The sequence below is a fragment of the Bartonella rattaustraliani AUST/NH4 genome (assembly GCF_000312565.1).
GTDB lineage: Bacteria > Pseudomonadota > Alphaproteobacteria > Rhizobiales > Rhizobiaceae > Bartonella > Bartonella rattaustraliani.
The window spans coordinates 1-19,707 of the sequence record NZ_CALW02000005.1; the positions used below are offsets into that span (position 1 = coordinate 1).

The following is a 19,707-nucleotide window of genomic DNA, read 5'->3' on the forward strand; positions in this document are numbered from 1 at the left end:
TGCTATTGGTTTGGCAGTATCGAATTTAAGTTATGATAATACGCCAGGAAAGCTTAGTCTTTCATTTGGTACAGGTGCGTGGCGGAACCAATCAGCCTTTGCTTTTGGTGCTGGTTATATGTCTGAAGATGGGAAAATACGTTCCAACTTCTCTATAACCAGTGCTGGTGGTCACTTTGGTATAGGTGCTGCGATTATTTTGAGGGTGCAATGATAATGAAAAAAATAGATATCATTATAAAGAAACGAAATGTTTGGGTAAGTATCTTGTTCATTCTTGCTTTAATAGGCAAGGGCGAAAGTCTTGCGGGAGAAAACAACAGTGTTTATACGGTGCGTCCACCACAGTTATCTATTCCCAAGGGGGGACCTGGTGAAACACGTCGAATTATTATGCAATTTTATAATTGGACTTTGATTTGTGATGAAAAAGAAAAACTTAGGCAAGGCATCTGTAATGTGACACAGACTGTTCATGATAAGGATGATAATAATATTTTTAGTTGGTCTCTTGTTTCTACAAAAAGTGGTCAAGCAGTCATGCTTTTTCGAACATTGCCAAATGCTGATACAAATGTTCCTATTCAAATGTTTATGGAAGGTGTGAAAAAGCCTCTCCTTATCCATTATACACAGTGTGGCAAAACAGTTTGTTTGGCACAGGTATCTGTAGGGCCTATTTTAAATAAACAAATAGAGCAGGACAAAACAGTACGTATTTCCTACAAGGTTAAAGAAGGAAAGATATTTTCTTTTAAAGTGCCATTTAAAGGGTTGAAAGCAGCGCTTTATTCTTTGCAAAGATAGATGGCATAGGGTGCTGTGCATGGAAACTTTTTAAATTTTTTATGTTATATTGAAGATCCAATTGCATATTTAGGTTTAAATAAAGAATAATTAAATAAGAAGTTCTGAGGAATGTCATTATTGGGATGATGGTTTTAAACGAGAATGTATTTTATAAATATAAAATTATGGTTACACTGTTTATAGAAGAGAAAATAAGAGGAAAGTTTCTATAGAGTTTATAGAGTAAATGATATGAACTCTTAACAGCAAAAAATGATAAGAAAGAGCCATTGAGAGAGAGTACAGCAAAGAGAGGGATAGAGCCCTCTTGAATCAGAGGTGTGTGAGAATGCACTTCTGTAAAAGATTCTTATAAATTTTACAGTTATCTTATCTGCATCAATAACTCGAAATTGAAATATTATGGCAATTTTATAGCCTTGATAATGATGTTAATTCTTTTGTAAAGTGAGACTTACAGTATTGTTATCTCATGAATACACAGGAGAATGATAGTTGCTAACGCTTTAAGAATATAAATGTATCGTTTTGCAATGGTGCATATCATGTGAATGATAAAAAGAGAATCTAGAAATCTATCAGAATGGATTAAATAATGAATTTCAAGTTCATAAAACGATTTATAATTTTATAAAAATGATACAAAAAACTGAATGATAAGAGTGTAGCGAATTTTTATGATAAAAAAATATGAAATGTTTTCTTTATATTTGTGACTTAATATCGCATTGTTACTTTAGCTTTAGTAATGAGCAGTGAGAGTTCTCGCGTTTTTTATTTAAAATGCTCAAAGGATAAGAAAAAATGGCTTCGTTAAGTTATGGTCCAAGAGAGACAAAACGAGGAAGAATATCTCATATTAGAGCAGAGAAATTATGTATTCGTGGCAGTAATCAAGATAATTATTCTGCATTTTTGCAGACAGGGATGGGCTCTATTCCTATTGAAATAAAGAAAAAACAGAAAAAAAAACAGTGTAAACAAAAAACGCGTCTCATTCAATCAGGTACAGCTTTTGAATTTTATGGACGGGCAACTGCAGGTGTTAAAAAAACAAAAAAAAACAAAACATTTTTTCTTCCACGATTATTTCAATTAAAGCCGCCTCCTCTTTATGCCGCACTTGATTTGGGGACGAATAATTGTCGTCTTCTTATAGCCTCTCCTAGGAAACCAGGGTGTTTTCGAGTTGTTGATGCTTTTTCACGTATTATACGATGGGGAGAGGGTTTAATAGATAACGTTTTTCTGAATACGCAAGCTATGGACCGTGCGATTGAAGCGTTAAAGATTTGTCATTTAAAGCTAAGACAAAGGCATATTAAACGTTATCGCTTAGTTGCAACGGAAGCTTGTCGTTCAGCAAAAAATGGTCAACATTTTATTCAACGCGTTTTGGATGAAACTGGTCTTAAGTTAGAAATTGTTGATAGGGAAACGGAAGCGCGTTTTGCTGTTTCAGGATGTGGCTCACTCGTTGAGCCGAACACCGATGCCATTGTGCTTTTTGATATTGGAGGAGGATCATCAGAAATTGTTTTGCTTGATGTTTCTAAAAAGCATTCTTTACGTTTAACTGAACAAATTACGGCGTGGACTTCTCTTTCGGTTGGTGTTGTTACGTTTGCCGAACGTTTTGGGGGAGATAAGATTTGTTTGGATGATTTTGAAAAAATGAAAAACTATGTACGGAGTTTTTTAAATAATTTTTCAGGTCGTTACAAATTGGGTGTTCTCGCCCAGGGTTCGAAGTTTCATCTTTTGGGAACTTCTGGAACGATTACGACTTTAGCAGGAATACACCTTAATTTAGAACGTTATGATCGAAGGCAAGTTGATGGTATTTGGATGAATGATACAGATATTACTCTTATAATGAAACGCTTATTATCATGGGATATAAAAAAACGTGCAAATAACCCTTGTATTGGGCCAGGGAGAGCAGATTTAATTTTAGCCGGTTGTGCGATTTTAGATGTTATTCGAGAAGTTTGGCCAAGTCAGCAATTAAGAGTTGCTGATCGTGGGTTAAAAGAAGGCATTTTGATAGAGTTGATGTTACGCGATGATGTATGGGGTGGATATAGGAAAGGAAAAAGTTTCAAGTGTTAGAAGTTATCAAAGCACGGAGACAATGAATGGTGAAAAAAACAACAAAAACACCAACAGGCGGCTATGGTGGTTCAGGATCGAACGAATTATATCAGCGTGTAAAGAAGAAAGCAGGAACCATTAAGGCATCATCACGGCGATGGTTAGAAAGGCATCTGAATGATCCTTATGTTCATCAATCGAAAGTAGATGGTTATCGTTCACGTGCAGCTTATAAGCTTATCGAAATAAATGAACGCTATAAATTTCTCAAAAAAGGTCAAAAGATTATTGATTTGGGAGCAGCTCCAGGGGGGTGGTGTCAGGTTGCTGTACGTATGGTTGGATCAAGTGATCAAAAGCCTAGTGTCGTTGGTATTGATTATTTACCTGTTGATCCATTGCCTGGGGTTGTGATGCTGCAAATGGATTTTTTATATGCAGGTGCACCACAAAAATTGATGGATGCCTTAGGAACAAAGCCGGATGTCGTCCTTTCTGATATGGCAGCGCCAACCACAGGCCACCGTCAGACGGATCACTTAAGAACGATACATTTGTGTGAAGTTGCTGCTGACTTTGCTCTTTCCGTTCTCAAGCCTGGAGGACATTTTTTAGCAAAGGCTTTTCAAGGTGGGGCAGAAAATATTCTTCTCACGACATTGAAACAGAATTTTAAAGCAGTTCATCATGTTAAACCACCTGCAAGTCGGTCAGAATCAGTAGAACTTTATCTTCTAGCACTTGGATTTAAGGGAACAACAGAAGTGTAATTAAAGAGCGCCTTCTTTTTAAAGATTTCAATTTACTTGCATATTTATAGTGTAAGAGTATTCTCAGACAGTTGGCAATGATATTGTCGAGAGTTTTTTTATTATTAACAATGAAAAACTGGTAAAATATTACCTACAGAGGTAAAGGGATTGATTTCTCAGTGAGCGTTTCCAATGAAATTTCTTGACCAAGCTAAAGTTTATATTCGTTCTGGTAATGGAGGAGCAGGCGCCGTATCATTTCGGCGTGAAAAATTCATTGAATTTGGGGGGCCTGATGGAGGCAATGGAGGACGTGGTGGTGATGTTTGGGCTCTTGTTGTTGATGGGCTCAATACATTAATTGATTATCGCTATCAGCAGCATTTTAGAGCAAAAACAGGGGGGCATGGTAAAGGGCGTAATATGACAGGTGAAAAGGGTGATGATATCATTCTTAAAGTACCGGTTGGCACCCAAATTTTTGAAGAAGACAATAAGACGTTAATCTGTGATTTAACAGAAGTTGGGCAACATTATTGTCTTGCAAAAGGAGGGAATGGCGGTTTTGGGAATCTTCATTTTACCACATCTACGAATCGAGCTCCTCGCCATGCAAATCCAGGGTTGTCTGGAGAAGAGCGAACATTGTGGCTTCGTTTGAAATTAATTGCTGATGGCGGTTTGATTGGTTTGCCCAATGCTGGCAAGTCAACTTTTTTAGCTTCCGTGACAGCTGCAAAACCAAAAATTGCAGATTATCCTTTTACCACTTTGCATCCTCATCTTGGTGTTGCACGCATTGATGCGCGTGAATTTGTTTTGGCTGACATTCCTGGTTTAATTGAAGGGGCACATGAAGGCGTGGGGATTGGAGATCGTTTTTTAGGGCATGTAGAACGTTGCCGTGTTTTACTTCATTTGGTTTCTGCTCAAGAAGAAGATGTGGCAAAAGCATACCAGGTTGTACGTAATGAGTTAGGCGCCTATGGAAATAATCTCAGTGATAAGGTTGAAATTGTAGCCTTAAGTCAGATAGATACTCTTACTCTTGAGGAGCGTAAAGCCAAACAAGAGATTTTGCAAAGAATAACAGGTAAATCTGTGATGATGTTTTCTGCAATCAGTCATGAAGGTTTAGAAAATGTGTTACGTACTGTTGCACAGATTATCGAAACGGCACGCAAAGAGGATGAGGCTGTAGAATATCAGGGTTCATGAAGATGGCTTTTGGATTGCAAAAACTCGCATACTATAAACGCATTGTGGTCAAAATTGGATCTGCACTTTTGGTTGATCCTCAAACAGGTCTGCGTTCTGAATGGCTCAACAGTTTGGTAAGTGATGTTGCCAAGTTGCATCAAAGTGGTGTGGAGGTTTTATTAGTCTCTTCGGGTGCCATTGCTTTAGGAAGGACATTGTTACAGCTTCCCAAGGGATCTTTGAAATTGGAAGAGAGTCAAGCATGTGCTGCTTTGGGGCAAATTGAATTAGCAAAAACATATGGTGAGGCACTTGCGAGGCATGGGTTAAAAACGGGTCAAGTTTTGCTCACTCTCTTTGATACGGAAGAGAGACGACGTTATCTCAATGCACGTGCGACGATTAATGTACTTTTACATTTTGGAGCAGTGCCCGTTATTAATGAAAATGATACTGTTGCAACAAGTGAAATTCGTTATGGTGATAATGATCGTTTAGCAGCACGTGTGGCAACAATGATGAGTGCGGATCTTTTAATTCTTTTATCAGATATTGATGGTCTTTATACGAAGTCTCCTCATCGTGATCCAACGGCTGAATTTATTCCGTTTATTGCTTCAATTACGAGTGATATTGAAAAAATGGCTGATGTTGCGGCTTCAGAATTTTCTCGTGGAGGAATGAAGACCAAGCTTGATGCTGGAAAAATAGCAAATTCCGCTGGAACGGCGATGATTATTACTTCAGGCAAACGTATGAATCCGCTGGCGGCAATTGATAGTGGGGAACGAAAAAGTTTTTTTGCTGCGAGTGAAAAGCCAGTTAATGCTTGGAAAACATGGATTTCTGGTCATTTAGATTCATCTGGTATTTTGACGATTGATCAAGGAGCGGTGGAGGCTCTTGAATCTGGAAAATCGTTGTTAGCTGCAGGAGTTGTTGCGGTTGAGGGCAGGTTCAGTCGTGGAGATACGGTTTCAATTGTTGATGCAAATGGAGTTGAAATTGCGCGTGGACTTGTCAATTATGACAAAGATGAGGCTGCGCGTATTACAGGGCGTAAAAGCAGAGAAATTACCTCTATTCTTGGGTATGAAGCACGTTCTGCTATGGTACATCGTAATGATATGGTTTTACGCTGTTTAACTGATATAACATATTGATTTATAAGTATAGTTTGTCGTTATGGAGCTTGAATCATAAGCCTGAATATTGTAAGTCTCTCTCATTTCAAATCACTTTATGTCGAGTCAATGATGTTCACTTGGTTTTACTCTATCAGTGGGATTGGCATGTGGATAAAAACTATAAAAGAAAAGAGGGAAAATGCCTCTTATAACTGCTTCCATACAAGGGTTGTTGCAACTACCTATGGGGTGATAAATATTGTGAGTTGGTAAATATACCACGAGCTGGTAAAGAGAGTAATAGTGCTGATTTGTATCTTTATATAAGCGTGAAGATGGTGGTACTCAATTGGATTTATCGGTATACAATTCATGGATGATTCTGCTTAAAAAGTTATCTTTGTTTATTGTTTTGGGAGAGTGGATGGTTGTATGGCTTTAAAAGAACAAATGAAGGATATGGGGCGAAAAGCGCGTGCTGCTGCTGCTGAATTGGCGGTTATGTCTTCTGAACAAAAGAATAAAGCATTAGAAATGATAGCTTTGAGTTTAGAAGATCAATCAGCTGAAATTTTACGGGCTAATCATCAGGATTTAGAGAACGCTACACGTAATAATTTAAAGCCAGCGATGGTTGATCGGCTTAAATTAGATGAACGACGTTTGCATGCAATCATAGACAGTGTCCGCCAAATTGCTTGTTTGCCTGATCCCGTTGGAAAAGTGATGAGTGAGTGGACACGTCCTAATGGGCTTCATATTAGTCGTGTTCGTACGACTCTTGGTGTGATTGGCATTATTTATGAGAGTCGACCAAATGTTACAATTGATGCAAGTGCTTTGTGCTTGAAGTCTGGAAATGCGGCAATTTTACGTGGTGGTTCCGATAGTTTTCATTCTGCACATGCACTTTATTTTGCGTTGGTAAGGGGGTTGGAAAAAGCAGGTTTTCCTCAAGATACCATTCAAATGGTTGGAACAACAGATCGTGCTGCTGTTGGAGAAATGCTTAAAGGTTTGGATAATATGATTGATGTTATCATCCCTCGTGGCGGGAAAAGCCTTGTTACGCGCGTTCAATCTGAGGCACGCGTTCCAACTTTTGCACATTTGGAGGGGCTTTGCCATATTTATATTGATCAGTCGGCAGATTTAGAGATGGCGCGTGATATTGTTTTAAATGCGAAATTGCGGTGCACAGGTATCTGTGGTGCTGTAGAGACAGTTCTCCTTGATCGGCAGGCACTAACAAAGTTTCTTCCTGTTCTGACATTTTTACAGGAGAAGGGGTGCGAAATTCGTGCAACAGAAGATATCGTTTTTCTTATGCCAAAGTGCAAATTAGCTTCTGAGGAGGATTGGTCACATGAATATCTTGATGCCATTCTTTCTGTAAAAACAGTTGAGGGCATTGAGGGAGCTATTGCGCATATCCAACGTTATTCATCAGGACATACGGAATCGATTATTGCTGAGGATATGAATGTGGTAAAAATATTTTTTGATCGTTTGGATTCGGCTATTTTGCTTCATAATGCATCGACACAATTTGCTGATGGCGGTGAGTTTGGTTTTGGAGCAGAAATTGGTATTGCAACAGGAAAAATGCATGCGCGTGGTCCTATAGGTGTTGAACAACTCACATCATTTCAGTACCACATTAGGGGGAATGGACAGGTTAGGCCTTGATGAAGCCAGTTTTTCCTTGGAAAGAGCGTATGCCACATGTAGAAAGGGCCAATGTTGTGGGTCTTTTTGGTGGATCTTTTAATCCTCCACACGATGGGCATCTTCTCGTTGCAAAGGTTGCTATTCGGCGCTTGCATCTTGATCAGTTATGGTGGATGGTAACGCCAGGGAATCCTCTCAAAGATCATACAAAGTTGTTATCGTTAGATGAGAGAATGCGGTTAAGTTTTGCACTTATTGATCATCCAAAGATCCGCATAACAGGTTTTGAGCGGGCGATAGGCAGTACAATGTCGGTAGATACGATTTCTTATATTCTTACACATTATCGCACAGTGCGTTTTGTGTGGGTTATGGGTGCAGACAGTTTTGCAACAATTCACCATTGGTTCCGGTGGCATGATATCATATCGATGCTTCCTATTGCTGTTATTGATCGCCCGCTTGCACGGGTGCCCGCACTTTCTTCTCCTATGGCACAAATTTACCGTTCTTTTCGTTTAGAGGAAAGAGAAAGTATAAGGTTACCTTTTATGAAACCACCGGTTTGGACTTATTTGCATGGACCTGTGTCTTTTCAGTCTTCAACGAGTCTTCGTTTAAAGGAGAATCATTTTTCTTGAATATTTTATGAGATTTTGCTTCTCTCTTTTATATTTCATTCTAAACATTAAGAAAGGATATGAGTCTGAAACACATTTCACAAAAACATTCTTATAATCTTGCATCTTCTGCAGAAAAAAAAGTCTTTTCTGTCACGGATTATCTCGAAATTATTCTCAAGAGTTTAGAAGATACGAAAGCAGAAGATATTGTTACCATTGATATTCAGGGGAAATCATCCTTAGCGGATTACATGGTTATAGCTTCCGGACATTCACAACGACATGTCTGTGCTATTGCTGATCATTTGCTCTATACTTTGAAAGACAGTGGGTGTGGTAAAGCAAGTGTAGAAGGGCTTGCTGTGGGTGATTGGGTATTGATTGATAAAGGCGATATTATCGTTCATCTTTTTCGTCCGGAAATTCGTCTTTTTTACAATTTAGAAAAGATGTGGCTTACTCCGGATTTGAACAATACAAAACCAGTTCTTTTTGGGGATCATTAACATGCAAATTTCTATTTTTGCTGTTGGTCGCATGAAGAAAGGGGCAGAGCAAAAATTAGTTGATCATTATTTGGATCGTTTTTCTAAAACTGCTGGAGCTGTGGGGTTTTATTTTAAAACACTACAAGAAATATCAGAAAGTCGTGCGCAGAAAGCATGTCAGCGCATGGAAGAAGAAGGAAAAAAGCTTATCGATTTTTTGCCTGAAAAATGTCGGTTAATTGTTTTGGATGAGCGTGGAAAGTCGATTTCATCATCTGCATTTGCTGAAAAGTTAGAATCTTATCGTGATGGAGGCGTTCGTGATCTTATCATTGCTCTGGGGGGACCTGATGGGCACAATGAGCGGGTAAGGGATCGTGCTGACTTTCTTTTGTCTTTTGGTTTTATGACATGGCCGCACCAAATTACGCGCATATTGCTGACAGAACAACTTTATCGCGCAGTGACAATTGCGAGTCATCACCCCTATCATCGTTTTTAATATTTTGTGCAATTTTTAGTATTTATTTAGGTAATTTGTTAATATTGTTTTAGTTGACACCATTTAAAGCATTTCTAGTTTATACGATAATGCTGAATGGTTAGGCAAATGAGAAAGCTTCTTCATAGAAAGATGCGATATTTATATGAGGAAAGCATACTGTTTGTCGTGCTGTTTTTAAGTATGAGTTTTTGCTTTTCAGTATCGCATGCTGAAGAGACTATGGGTAGTGCAGCAGAAGTACAAAAAGCGTTGGTGGAGATTCGCCAGAATATTTCACTCTCGCGTGAGCGTATTGCTTTTCTTATGCGTCAAGTTGAGCTTTTAAAAGAAGATCAGCGTGTTTTGAGTGATGCACTCATAAAAGCGGCGAAAGAAGAACGTGCGCTAGCAAAGGATATTGCTGAGAGGGAAGAAAAATTAACAAAAATGATAGAAAAGCGGGCACAAGTTCATCAAAGTTTAAAAAGTCATCGCGCTGAATTTGCAGAAGTTCTTGCTATTTTAGAACGTATGGGGTTAAACCCACCACCTGCTCTTATGGTGCGGCCTGAGGATGTGTTAGCTTCTATACGCAGTTCTACGTTAGTAGGGGCTGTTCTTCCTCAGATGCAAGAGAAAACACAGGCTTTAGCAAAAAGCTTAAAGATATTGACAAATTTGAGCAATTCAATTGCTGCGGAATATGCTACACTAAAGACTAAAATACAAAATCAAGCAGAGCAGAAAAAGCGTCTAGAGCTTTTATTAGACCAGAAAGCTAAATTACAAAAAAAGTCGGAAGAAGAACTTGTAGAACAGAAACAAAAAAACACGATTCTTGCAAAAAAAGTACAATCTTTAGAAGGGTTGGTTTTAGAACTTGATCGTCAATCGAAATTGAGTACTGATGTATCAGTTCAGGTGCAAAAAAATTTGCAATTGTTGGAGAAATCGCATTTTGAAAGTCGAAAAGGTTCGCTTCTTTTTCCAGTTGTTGGAAAAAGAATTCGACATGATCAGCATAGTTCGCAGCTTACACGTTTTGGCGAAATGATTGAAACAGAAGCAGAAGCTGTTATTATATCACCAGCTGATGCTTTTGTGGTTTTTGCTGGACCATTTCGTTCTTATGGGCAGCTTATTATTCTCAATGTTGGGAATGGTTATCATATTATTCTCATTGGGATGTCAAGAATTAATGTGACTCAAGGGCAGTTTGTTCTGGCAGGGGAACCTCTTGGTATGATGGGAATGCAATTTGTTGCGAACAGTGTTGCATTGGATATAGGCAAAAGCGTTCCAATGCTTTACATTGAGTTTAGAAAGCGGGGGAAGCCTGTAGATCCAACTCCTTGGTGGCGGACTGAAAAAACAAAAAGGAACCAAAATGATTCGTAAAGCTATTCTTTTGGTCGCTGGGATATTACTCGGCGCCTGTTCAATGATTATGGTGCAGTCTGTTGCTGCTAATAATGAAGGCGATACGTATAAAGAGCTAGCTCTATTTGGCGATATCTTTGAGCGTGTACGTATGCAATACGTAACGGTTCCAGATGATAAAAAGCTCATTGAGAATGCTGTCAATGGGATGCTTACATCACTTGATCCTCATTCCTCTTATATGAATGCTGAAGAAGCAAAAGATATGAGAGCTTCTACGAAGGGAGAATTTGGAGGTCTTGGTATTGAAGTTACTATGGAGAAAGGCCTCATTAAAGTTGTTTCTCCCATGGATGATACGCCTGCTTCAAAAGCAGGTATTTTGGCTGGGGATCTTATTTCAAAGATTGATGGTGTACAGATGAGTGGTCATACATTGAATGAAGCTGTTAGTAAGATGCGGGGCGCTCCTGGGACATCAATTGTATTAACAATTATTCGTTCTGATGTTGATAAGCCACTCGAAATTAAGGTTGTTCGTGATATCATCAAGGTGAAGGCAGTAAAATATCGTGTTGAGGGTGATATTGGTTATTTAAGAGTTATTCAGTTTTCTGAACAAACTTTTGGCAATCTTCAGGCGGCCATTAAAGATATTCAGTCTCAAATTCCTCAAGATAAGTTGAAGGGATATGTTCTTGATTTACGGCTTAACCCTGGTGGTCTTTTAGACCAGGCTGTGAGTGTTTCGAGTGCTTTTCTCAATAAGGGTGAGATCGTATCGACACGCGGCCGTAAAAAGAGTGATGTGACGAGATTTGATGCTAAACCAGGTGATATTATCGATGGAAAACCTCTCATTGTGCTCATTAATGGTGGTTCGGCAAGTGCTTCTGAAATTGTTGCTGGTGCGCTACAAGATCATCGTCGCGCGACAATTTTAGGGACGCAATCTTTTGGGAAGGGATCTGTTCAAACGATTATTCCCTTGGGTGAAAATGGTGCTTTACGTTTAACAACAGCGCTCTATTACACACCTTCAGGCACTTCAATTCAAGGAACAGGAATCACGCCTGATATCCTTGTAGAGCAGCCCTTGCCTGAAAAATATAAAGGCTATGATGTGAAGGTTGGTGAATCTGCATTGAAAGGGCATATTAAAGGGAAGCGTGAGAACAATAAAGGGTCTGGTTCAGCTGCTTTTGTTCCGAAAGATCCTAAGGATGATGTCCAATTGGGTGAAGCTTATAAGTTGTTACGGGGTGAAATGGCAAATGCCGCATTCCCACCAGATCCCACTAAAGATATTTTAAAGTAAGCAGGAGTGTGTAAATTATGCTTTGAGAGATGATAGAATGAATGAGGTGGTGGTTAATTTGAAGGCTCTTCCTTATCGGAAATGTGTTGGGATTGTTGTCTTTAATCATGAAGGTAAAGTTTGGATTGGGCGCCGTTTAATAACGGATGTTCATGATAATGTTGAGACTTCTCATCGTTGGCAACTCCCTCAAGGGGGGATCAATGAAAATGAAGAGTCATTAGAGGCAGCACGTCGTGAACTTTACGAAGAAACAGGTATCCGGTCTGTAAAGTTGATAAAGGAAGCAAGAGATTGGTTCCATTATGATTTTCCACAAGAACTTGTTGGGGGGGCGTTAAGCAATAAATATCGTGGACAAATACAGAAATGGTTTGCTTTTCAGTTTACGGGAGATCTTTCTGAAATCACTATTAATCCGCCGCCTGATGGTCATAAAGCAGAATTTGATCAGTGGAAGTGGGGTGATCTAGAAACCCTTCCTTCAATTGTTATTTCTTTCAAAAAGCATGTTTATATGAAAGTTGTCAGCGAATTTCGAGGTAGCCTTAAGCAATTATAAAGGCTATATAGCTATAGAAAGCTTTTTTCTATATAAGATACTTTGTTTATGTATAATATTAAAAGATAATAAGCGTATTTCTCTTTTATGTAAAGAACTGGGATATAAAATGAAAAAGTTATTTAATTTAATTGTAGTTTTTACTTTTTTTAGTGTTTCTTCTGTAGCATTTGCATCAGCTTCAAAGTCTGATAGTGCGAAAGCACCAGCTACATTGCCAAATGGTGCGTCTTCTTTGACTGAAACTTACGATTTGTGGAAACTTCACTGTTTACTCCAAGAAGGAAAAAAAGTTTGTTTTATTTATCGTCAAGAAGCGGATGATCAGGGTCGTGTGGTTGTGGCTATGAATCTTAATCTTAAGGATGATGGTACTGTGTCTGGTAATTTAATCATTCCCTTTGGCGTTTTGGTTTCTAAGCCTGTTCATTTACAGGTTGATGAGGGAAAGGGTGTTATCGAAACGAATATTCGGACTTGTACACCAGCAGGTTGTATTGTTCCAGTCATTTTTGATAAAACCCATGTGGCATCTTTACGTGCTGGAAAGAATTTGAAGTTAGCGATGACACTTGCTGTTCCAGGTGAAACACCTTTGAATGATTTATTCGTTCAGCTCAATGGTTTTAGTCATGCACTGAATCGTTTGACGGCGTTACAGAAATAATCTTAAAATATAATAAGAGCGGCCTTTTAAGGCCGTTTTTAATTTAAGTATTCTTGTAACATACTTGCTTTTAATGGTGAGATTGTGAGAGAAGGAATACTCAGAGCTTTTGGGTATTCTAAGGGTTTTTATTGTTATTTCTATGTCAGTCAGTGATTTACACTTCGATATTGTTTTCTGGGTTTTATTATCTTTATAAGAGTGAGATAATAAACTTGGATGGTTAGATTTTCTCTTCATGCAACAAGAAATATTCCTCTATAAAACCAAATCATTGTTGAATAAAGAGGCTCATTTTGATGAATGCTCTCTTCTATGATTTTCTATCTTTTTGATTGAGAAAGAGATAAAGTATGGTTTACGCATTACTTCAAGTGATAGATCTTGTTTTCAATATTTATATTGATATCTTAATCGTCAATGTTATTTTTTCTTGGCTTTATGCATTTAATATCATAAATACGCGCAATCGCTTTGTTCTTTTGATAGGAGATTTTCTGTATCGTCTTACAGAACCAATACTAAGTCGTATTCGGCGGGTTTTGCCAGATCTTGGAGCAATTGATATTTCTCCTGTGGTCGTATTCATCATTATTTATTTACTTCGTGTTTTTATGTGGCGTGCTTATGAAAGCATGTATCTTTAAAAAACTGTATGAGATGAATGAAGATGTTTTACCAAGTTGATACGGATGGATTAATTCTGTTTATACGGCTCATTCCAAAGTCTTCAGTTGATCGAATAATGGGAGTCGAAGACCGAGATGATGGAAAACAGTATCTCGTTGTTCGCCTTCGTGCTGTTCCTGAAGATGGAAAAGCAAATGAGGCTCTCATTAAGTTTTTAGCAAAACAATGGAAAATCTCATCTTCTTGTATTTCGTTAAAAAGCGGTGTGACGTCTCGTTATAAACAACTTCATTTTTCAGCACGCTTGGAAGAGTTAACGAAAATACGGCAATTATTAGGAAATTGTACGTCTGGATCAAATAAATAAAAGCCTATTTAAAAAACAGGCTTTACTTCTCTAAAATAATTATATTGCTTGATTGCGTTTAATAGCCTGCTTAATCAACTCATGTGCAAAATCTTTATCTTTCCAACCTTCAATCTTAGCCCATTTTCCAGGTTCAAGATCTTTATAATGTTCGAAAAAATGCTCAATTTGCTTGAGTGTAATTTCAGGAAGGTCTGTATAATTATGAATATTGATATAGCGTTTTGTTAATTTTGGGGTAGGAAGTGCAATAATTTTCTCATCTTTACCGCCATCATCTTCCATAATTAAGGCTCCAATGGGGCAGACATTGATAACACAGCCAGGAAGAAGTGGGCGAGTGTTGCAGATAAGAACATCAATTGGATCACCATCATCGGAAAGAGTATGTGGTATAAAACCGTAATTCCCTGGATAAACCATTGATGTGTGAAGAAAACGATCAACAAATAAGGCTTCTGACTTTTTGTCCATCTCATATTTTATTGGTTGCCCCCCACAAGAGACTTCTACAATAACATTAACGTCTTCAGGTGGGTTTTTACCAATGGGTATTTCTTTAATATTCATGCAAAGATCCTTTCGGGAATAGAGTGAATCTAGGTACAATAAAACATTTCATGAAGGAAGTCATGAAACTTAAGTTGAGGAGCGTGTTTTTTCAAAACGTTTGCGTTCATTGGGATCTAGATAAAGTTTGCGTAGGCGAATATTTTTGGGTGTTACTTCTACCAGTTCGTCGTCTTGTATCCATGATAAGGCACGCTCTAGCGTCATTTTAATGGGAGGGGTCAACTTTACGGCTTCATCTTTTCCAGAAGCGCGCATATTTGTAAGCTTTTTTCCTTTTAAAACATTGACTTCTAAGTCGTTATCACGTGAGTGAATACCAATAATCATACCCTGGTAGACTTTAACACCAGCGTCGATCACCATTGGCCCACGATCTTCAAGATTAAAAAGAGCATAGGCAACAGATTCACCGCTATCATTTGAAATCATAACACCATTGACACGGCCACTAATGTCTCCTTTATAAGGTTCATAGCCATGAAAAAGACGATTCATAATGGCTGTACCACGCGTGTCGGTTAAAAGTTCGGATTGGTAGCCAATGAGTCCTCGCGTTGGTGCGCAAAAGACGAGACGAACACGATTTCCTCCAGAAGAGCGCAATTCAACCATTTCCCCTTTACGCTCAGACATTTTTTGCACGACAGTTCCAGAATATTCCTCATCAACATCGATAACAACTTCTTCGATTGGTTCAAGAGTTATTCCATTTTCATCTTTTTGCATCACAACACGTGGACGTGAAACACTAAGCTCAAATCCTTCACGGCGCATATTTTCAATAAGAACTGCAAGTTGTAATTCTCCTCGTCCTGAAACATAGAAAGAATCTTTATCTGCAGACTCTTCAATTTTTAAGGCGACATTCCCTTCTGCTTCTTTCAACAAACGATCACGAATAACACGGCTTGTGACTTTATCCCCTTCAGTTCCTGCAAGGGGACTATCATTGACGAGAAAGCTCATCGTAACAGTGGGCGGATCAATGGGCTGAGCAGCGAGAGGTTCATTGACGGCAAGATCACAAAAAGTATCAGCAACGGTCCCTTTTTGCAAACCTGCAATGGCGACAATATCACCAGCAACACTTTCTTCAATAGGTTGACGCTCTAGTCCACGAAACGCCAAAATTTTCGAAATACGACCAGTTTCCAAAAGTTTTCCATCCTGTCCAAGAACCTTGACATTTTGATTGGATTTGATAGAGCCCGAATGAATACGACCTGTAATAATTCGTCCCAAAAATGGATCTGCTTCAAGAATTGTTCCAATCATACGAAATGGCCCTTCTGCGACGCGTGGAGAAGGGACATGCTGGGTTACAAGATCAAATAAAGGGCTAAGACCTTGATCTTTAGGTCCTTCTGGAGATTCAGCCATCCATCCATCACGACCTGATCCGTAAAGAATAGGAAAATCAAGTTGTTCATCGGTTGCATCAAGAGCAGCAAAAAGGTCAAAGACTTCATTGATCACTTCATCAGCGCGCGCATCAGAGCGATCAATTTTATTGATAGCAACAATGGGACGTAATCCTACCTTTAACGCTTTTCCAACAACAAATTTTGTTTGTGGCATTGGACCTTCAGCGGCATCAACAAGCACGATAGCTCCGTCTACCATGTTTAAAATACGTTCTACTTCTCCACCAAAGTCAGCGTGGCCTGGTGTATCAACAATGTTAATACGGGTATCCTTCCAAACAACAGATGTCACTTTTGCGAGAATTGTAATTCCACGTTCTTTTTCGATATCATTCGAATCCATCATACGTTCGCTGGTGCGCTGATTATCGCGAAAGTTTCCTGATTGTTTGAGCAGTTCGTCTACGAGTGTTGTTTTGCCATGGTCAACGTGAGCAATGATGGCGATATTACGCAATTGCATAAATTTTCTTCTTTTCTTTTGTGAAATTTCATTTGAGGTAAAGCTTTTACACCCTTTACCTTACGATTTAAAAGTCTTTTACATGTTTTTTTATAATTTTGGAAGAGGGGAAATATTTAATTAATGAAATCAATAAATTATTATAATAACAAAGGGCGATAATTCCTCATTCTATGATATTTTTATCTCAGAGCTCTCATTATTTTGAAGCTTTTTTATTGTTTTAAGAGTGAGATTTTTGACAGTCGGTGCTCTTTGTGTAAAGAAATACCATTTTATGATTAGTCCATACAAAAGAGCATTTTTACCCAAAAATTGCTTTCAGATGTGATACTGTGTCTCCAGAATAGGCAGTTTGTGTTGCTAGTCACTTTCTCAAACCATGTGCTGATTTCATGACACTTCCTTGGTTGTAAGCCTCATGAGATAGTATCTTGAAGTTTGCTTTCAGTATTTTTTCGCATTGACCACAGATACGTGTTTTCTTTCCAAAAAGTCCAGTTGCAAGTATTGTGTCTCATTTTAGTAAGATAGGATGGACAACATCTGTTTAGAATTTACGTTTTTCTGTTTTGAGGTGAATGCTATTATTCCTTACATTTTTTCCAACGTACTTACTATAGTGCAGATTTGTCCTATAAGGGACGTCGATACAAATGCACTCATCCATTTCTAAAGACCACTTCTGATCATATTTCTTAATATCTCTTCTGTGCAAATAAGAAAACTTTTTTAAGGGCTGATAAATAATGAGACTGATATTTGCTTACTTCCCGCATAATTGCATATGTTCTCGTATTTGAAGAATGCATGCACAACTATGAGATTCTTTTAAAACTGCTTTTAGAAATATATGCATTTCATGTTTGAATTGTTATTAAACAGACTTTCCATTATCTCATGAAAGTCTTACAAGTAATAAATGATGATAAGAGCACGGGATTGTATTGAAGATTCGTAAAGTTTATTACGTTAAAACAATCAATGTACTTTCATATAAATTGTCTAAGAGGGTGCGTGCTTTCACTGTTGTCTGTAAATCCAATCCCAATGTAGCAGTATGTTTGAGATAAAGATGAAGACGCTTCAGCGTCTTCATACAGTAATAAATATTGATTTATAAGTGTTATTTGTCGTTTCTCATCTTGAATTATAACCTCGAATATCCGTAAGATTCTCTCATTTCACCCCCCCCCTTTATCTTGATCAGTTTTGTTTACTTGGCTTGTACACTATCAGCAGAATTGGCATGAGGGTAAAATAAAGGAAAGGAGAAAAAATACCTCCCATGAACTGCTTTTATGCAAGGGTTTATCGTAATCTCATGCGCGCGTAAATAGATCATGAGCTGGTAAAGAGAATGGTGATGATGGCTTGTTACAGCTTTTGTATGCCATATGGGAGCAAGCGTATCGCATATATTCTATTTGTGTCATTTCTGAAATGGGAGGACAGTCTCATGTGGAAAGAAGATGAAGCTGTAAAGGGAACAGCCAATAATTCTTCTCATCATTCTTTCATTCAGCTTTACAAATTTCAAAAGCACCCACAACACTTTCTTTAAGATAGGAAGATGACGCATCATCTCACGCTTTTATTGCTTACGTTTTTGAATAAAGGCGCGGTCTGCAGGAAAAACAGAACGCTCTATTAAAGCAAAGTTCCAGATAAGATAAGGGAAGCAACGGAAAAATAGATCACAATTCCCATAACATCCACTAAAGTTGCAACAAGAGGTGCTGAAGCACTTGCCGGATCGAAACCTAAGCTTTTAAGGATAAAGGGAAGCATGGATCCGGATAAAGAACCAAAAGTGACAACCCCAATTAAAGCCGTTCCTACTGTCATAGCTATGAAAATCCAGTGCTCACCATAGTCGTAAATACCGAGTCCTTGCCAAATAGCGATACGCATCATTCCAATAATTCCAAGCAGAATGCCAAGAGATATCCCGGCTGGAATTTCGCGCAGAATAATTTTCCACCAGTCTTGGAGTGTGAGTTCACGTAAAGCTAAAGCACGAATAATAAGCGACGTTGCTTGCGATCCGGAGTTTCCTCCTGAACTCATAATAAGGGGAATAAACAGTGTAAGGGTGATGACTTTTTCAAGTTCTGTTTCAAAATATTGCATAGCACTTGCTGTCAACATTTCGCCAAGAAAAAGGAGAGCAAGCCATCCCCCACGTTTTTTCATCATTCCGAGAAAATTTATTTGCATATAGGGTTTATCAAGAGCTTCCATACCACCGAATTTGTAGGCATCTTCACTCATTTCATCAACCATTGTATCAAGTACGTCATCAACTGTCACAATACCGATGACATGATTTCCTTCATCAATAACAGGGACAGAGAGAAGGTCGTGGCGCTGAAAAAGACGCGCAATATCTTCATGATGTGTAAGAGGAGAAATTGTAATGGGGGAAGTATCATGTGTAGAGACGTTTAGAATTGGCTCATCGGGTGAAGCAAGTATAAGGTTACGCAGTGAAACAGCTTTGAGAAGGGTGCCTGTTTTGGGTTCGATAACATAACTCGTGTAAACGGTTTCGCGTGTTCGTTCAACATCGCGGATATAATCAAGCGTTTTTTTGACAGTCCAGTTTGCTGGGATTGCGATAAACTCTGTTGTCATGAGGGCGCCAGCTGTGTGATCAGGATAACTCGTGAGTTTTTTGATTTCAGCGCGTGTTAAAGGTTTGAGCAATGCGTAAAGCCGCGTGCGGGTTTCCTTATCCATTTCTTGAAAGACGTCGGCAGCAGCGTCAGCAGACATACCGTCAAGAATTTCCACTGAACGCGTAACAGGAAGAAGTTCAAGAATAGCTGCTGGTTGCTCAAGTTCCGGTTTATCAAAGAGCTCAATAACATAATCAAGAGGGAGAAGGCTAAGAATAGTTATACGTTCCATGATATCAAGATCATTGATGATATCAATGGAGTCAGCAAAATGGAAATTTTTTAACTCTTCAGCGAGGACTTCAGGAGAAGAATTTTTGACGTCGAAGGTCGTTTTAATTTCAGTCATGACAAAATACTTTCCACAAGGTTTGGAGAGTTACAAGTTCATAT

At 38.5% G+C, this 19,707-nt stretch carries 19 protein-coding genes; 16 read left to right on the forward strand and 3 right to left on the reverse strand.

The features are described from left to right. The 16 genes from BN67_RS00055 to BN67_RS00130 all read left to right on the forward strand — a co-directional run. Positions 1 to 214 (forward strand): YadA-like family protein (locus tag BN67_RS00055; RefSeq protein ID WP_019222134.1); only part of this gene is annotated, 214 nt, incomplete at its 5' end. A 2-nt stretch (positions 215 to 216) separates the two neighbouring features. After that, positions 217 to 807: an invasion associated locus B family protein gene (locus BN67_RS00060; protein ID WP_033313024.1), complete on the forward strand. Its 591-nt coding sequence runs from the start codon at positions 217 to 219 to the stop codon at positions 805 to 807. An 807-nt stretch (positions 808 to 1,614) separates the two neighbouring features. Next, entirely contained in the window at positions 1,615 to 2,922 is a 1,308-nt protein-coding gene (locus BN67_RS11195) for a Ppx/GppA phosphatase family protein (RefSeq protein ID WP_019222136.1), read from the forward strand. Positions 2,923 to 2,951: 29 nt separating this feature from the next. After that, positions 2,952 to 3,674 carry an RlmE family RNA methyltransferase gene (locus tag BN67_RS00070; protein WP_026088061.1) on the forward strand — a complete coding sequence of 241 codons (723 nt, stop codon included), beginning with the start codon at positions 2,952 to 2,954 and terminating at the stop codon, positions 3,672 to 3,674. Between the two features lie 174 nt (positions 3,675 to 3,848). After that, a complete protein-coding gene (obgE, locus tag BN67_RS00075) occupies positions 3,849 to 4,874 on the forward strand; it encodes a GTPase ObgE (RefSeq protein WP_019222138.1) in 1,026 nt (341 codons plus the stop codon). A gap of 2 nt (positions 4,875 to 4,876) precedes the next feature. Next, positions 4,877 to 6,019, forward strand: a complete 1,143-nt coding sequence (gene proB / locus BN67_RS00080; protein ID WP_026088062.1) for a glutamate 5-kinase — start codon at positions 4,877 to 4,879, stop codon at positions 6,017 to 6,019. A gap of 396 nt (positions 6,020 to 6,415) precedes the next feature. Next, positions 6,416 to 7,672, forward strand: a complete 1,257-nt coding sequence (locus tag BN67_RS00085) for a glutamate-5-semialdehyde dehydrogenase (RefSeq protein ID WP_026088063.1) — start codon at positions 6,416 to 6,418, stop codon at positions 7,670 to 7,672. Positions 7,673 to 7,701: 29 nt separating this feature from the next. Continuing rightward, positions 7,702 to 8,295 (forward strand): nicotinate-nucleotide adenylyltransferase, encoded by a 594-nt coding sequence (locus tag BN67_RS00090; protein WP_026088064.1) that lies wholly within the window; start codon positions 7,702 to 7,704, stop codon positions 8,293 to 8,295. Between the two features lie 59 nt (positions 8,296 to 8,354). Next, positions 8,355 to 8,783, forward strand: coding sequence for a ribosome silencing factor (gene rsfS / locus BN67_RS00095; RefSeq protein WP_019222142.1), 429 nt, complete (start codon positions 8,355 to 8,357; stop codon positions 8,781 to 8,783). A gap of 1 nt (position 8,784) precedes the next feature. Continuing rightward, entirely contained in the window at positions 8,785 to 9,267 is a 483-nt protein-coding gene (rlmH, locus tag BN67_RS00100; protein ID WP_019222143.1) for a 23S rRNA (pseudouridine(1915)-N(3))-methyltransferase RlmH, read from the forward strand. A gap of 96 nt (positions 9,268 to 9,363) precedes the next feature. Next, positions 9,364 to 10,647, forward strand: a complete 1,284-nt coding sequence (locus tag BN67_RS00105) for a murein hydrolase activator EnvC family protein (protein WP_026088065.1) — start codon at positions 9,364 to 9,366, stop codon at positions 10,645 to 10,647. Then, entirely contained in the window at positions 10,637 to 11,947 is a 1,311-nt protein-coding gene (locus BN67_RS00110; protein ID WP_019222145.1) for a S41 family peptidase, read from the forward strand. The genes BN67_RS00105 and BN67_RS00110 overlap by 11 nt, the downstream gene beginning before the upstream one ends. 37 nt (positions 11,948 to 11,984) lie before the next feature. Next, entirely contained in the window at positions 11,985 to 12,509 is a 525-nt protein-coding gene (locus tag BN67_RS00115) for an RNA pyrophosphohydrolase (protein WP_019222146.1), read from the forward strand. 109 nt (positions 12,510 to 12,618) lie between these two features. Beyond that, positions 12,619 to 13,176: an invasion associated locus B family protein gene (locus BN67_RS00120; RefSeq protein WP_019222147.1), complete on the forward strand. Its 558-nt coding sequence runs from the start codon at positions 12,619 to 12,621 to the stop codon at positions 13,174 to 13,176. A gap of 353 nt (positions 13,177 to 13,529) precedes the next feature. Next, positions 13,530 to 13,823 (forward strand): YggT family protein, encoded by a 294-nt coding sequence (locus BN67_RS00125; RefSeq protein ID WP_019222148.1) that lies wholly within the window; start codon positions 13,530 to 13,532, stop codon positions 13,821 to 13,823. A gap of 23 nt (positions 13,824 to 13,846) precedes the next feature. Next, positions 13,847 to 14,173 carry a DUF167 domain-containing protein gene (locus BN67_RS00130; protein WP_019222149.1) on the forward strand — a complete coding sequence of 109 codons (327 nt, stop codon included), beginning with the start codon at positions 13,847 to 13,849 and terminating at the stop codon, positions 14,171 to 14,173. A gap of 39 nt (positions 14,174 to 14,212) precedes the next feature. Here the strand turns inward: BN67_RS00130 and ppa are convergent, their stop codons facing one another. The 3 genes from ppa to mgtE all read right to left on the reverse strand — a co-directional run bounded on the left by ppa (position 14,213) and on the right by mgtE (position 19,663). Continuing rightward, the gene (gene ppa / locus BN67_RS00135) at positions 14,213 to 14,743 is read right to left on the reverse strand and encodes an inorganic diphosphatase (RefSeq protein WP_019222150.1); all 531 of its coding nucleotides are present in this window, start codon (positions 14,741 to 14,743) and stop codon (positions 14,213 to 14,215) included. 69 nt (positions 14,744 to 14,812) lie between these two features. Continuing rightward, positions 14,813 to 16,633: a translational GTPase TypA gene (gene typA, locus BN67_RS00140; protein ID WP_019222151.1), complete on the reverse strand. Its 1,821-nt coding sequence runs from the start codon at positions 16,631 to 16,633 to the stop codon at positions 14,813 to 14,815. A gap of 1,650 nt (positions 16,634 to 18,283) precedes the next feature. Next, positions 18,284 to 19,663 carry a magnesium transporter gene (gene mgtE, locus BN67_RS00150; protein ID WP_019222153.1) on the reverse strand — a complete coding sequence of 460 codons (1,380 nt, stop codon included), beginning with the start codon at positions 19,661 to 19,663 and terminating at the stop codon, positions 18,284 to 18,286. Between the last annotated feature and the right edge of the window lie 44 nt (positions 19,664 to 19,707).